Origin of the sequence: Pseudonocardia asaccharolytica DSM 44247 = NBRC 16224 (genome assembly GCF_000423625.1) — a bacterium.
Classification (GTDB): domain Bacteria; phylum Actinomycetota; class Actinomycetes; order Mycobacteriales; family Pseudonocardiaceae; genus Pseudonocardia; species Pseudonocardia asaccharolytica.
Genome location: NZ_AUII01000074.1, coordinates 1 through 1,077, shown reverse-complemented (window position 1 = coordinate 1,077; position 1,077 = coordinate 1). Strand labels below are relative to the sequence as shown.

2 protein-coding genes are annotated in these 1,077 nt (G+C 73.7%); both read left to right on the top strand.

Translation table 11 applies throughout. The features are described 5' to 3' along the window. Window positions 1-195 (top strand): hypothetical protein (locus G567_RS35790; RefSeq protein ID WP_211224074.1); only part of this gene is annotated, 195 nt, incomplete at its 5' end. Continuing rightward, the coding region (locus tag G567_RS31440) for an ABC1 kinase family protein (RefSeq protein ID WP_161631763.1) at window positions 113-1,077 on the top strand (965 nt) is incomplete at its 3' end. The genes G567_RS35790 and G567_RS31440, both read left to right, overlap by 83 nt.

Genomic DNA, 1,077 nt, shown 5'->3' with positions numbered 1-1,077 from the left:
CTGCGCCTCACCCCCGGCGGCCTGCTGCGCATCGACAAGAAGAAGATCAACGCCGAGGCGAACCTGGACGGCAAGTACCTGCTGCGCTGCTCCGAGGTCCGCCGCGAGCCCGGTGCCGTGGGACGAGCTGGCCGCGACGCTGACCGCGGAGCTCGGCCGGGAGCCGGCCGAGGTGTTCGCCGAGATCGACCGTGAGCCACTGGCGGCCGCGTCGATGGCCCAGGTGCATGTGGGCCGGATGCCCGACGGGCGCGAGGTCGTCGTCAAGCTGCAGCGCCCACGGATCGCCCAGGTCGTGGGGAACGACCTCGACATCGTCGACCGGATCGCGCGACGGCTGCAGCGGTCCACCCGGTGGGGCCGCTCGCTCGGCATCGTCGCGCTGTCGGACGGGTTCGCCGCGTCGCTGCGCGAGGAGCTCGACTTCCGGGTCGAGGCGCGCAACATCGCCGCGGTGGCGGTCGGGTCGGCGCGGAACGGGGTCCCGGTCGAGCCGCCGCGGCTGGAGTCGGCGCTGTGCACCCGCGGGATGCTGGTGATGGAGCGCTTCCGCGGAACGTCGATCGATGCCGTCCCGCCCGGCCCGGACACCGCGGCGCTCACGGCCGCCCTGCTCGACTGCCTGCTGGGCCAGATCCTGCTCGACGGGGTCTTCCACGCCGACCCGCATCCGGGCAACATCCTGCTGCTCGACCCCGCCGAACCCGATGGCCCCGCCCGGCTCGGGCTGCTCGACTACGGCTCCGTCGGCAGGCTCGACGCGGCGATGCGCGAAAGCCTGCAGCAGCTGCTGATGGCGATCGACAGGGGCGATCCGGTACCGGTCGTCGCCGCGCTGCTGGAGCTCGTGGGCACGCCCGAGGGCCTCGACGAGCGCGCGCTGCAGCGCGCGATGGGCAGTTTCATGGCCCGCAGCCTCTTCATGGCCCGCAGCCTCGGCCCCGGTTCGACGCTGGACGCCGGCGTGTTCGGTGAGCTGCTCGGCCTCACCGCGCGCCACGGCCTCACCGCGCCGCCCGAGCTGGCGGCCGTGTTCCGGTCGATCGGGACGCTGGAGGGCACACTGACGCGGCTCGC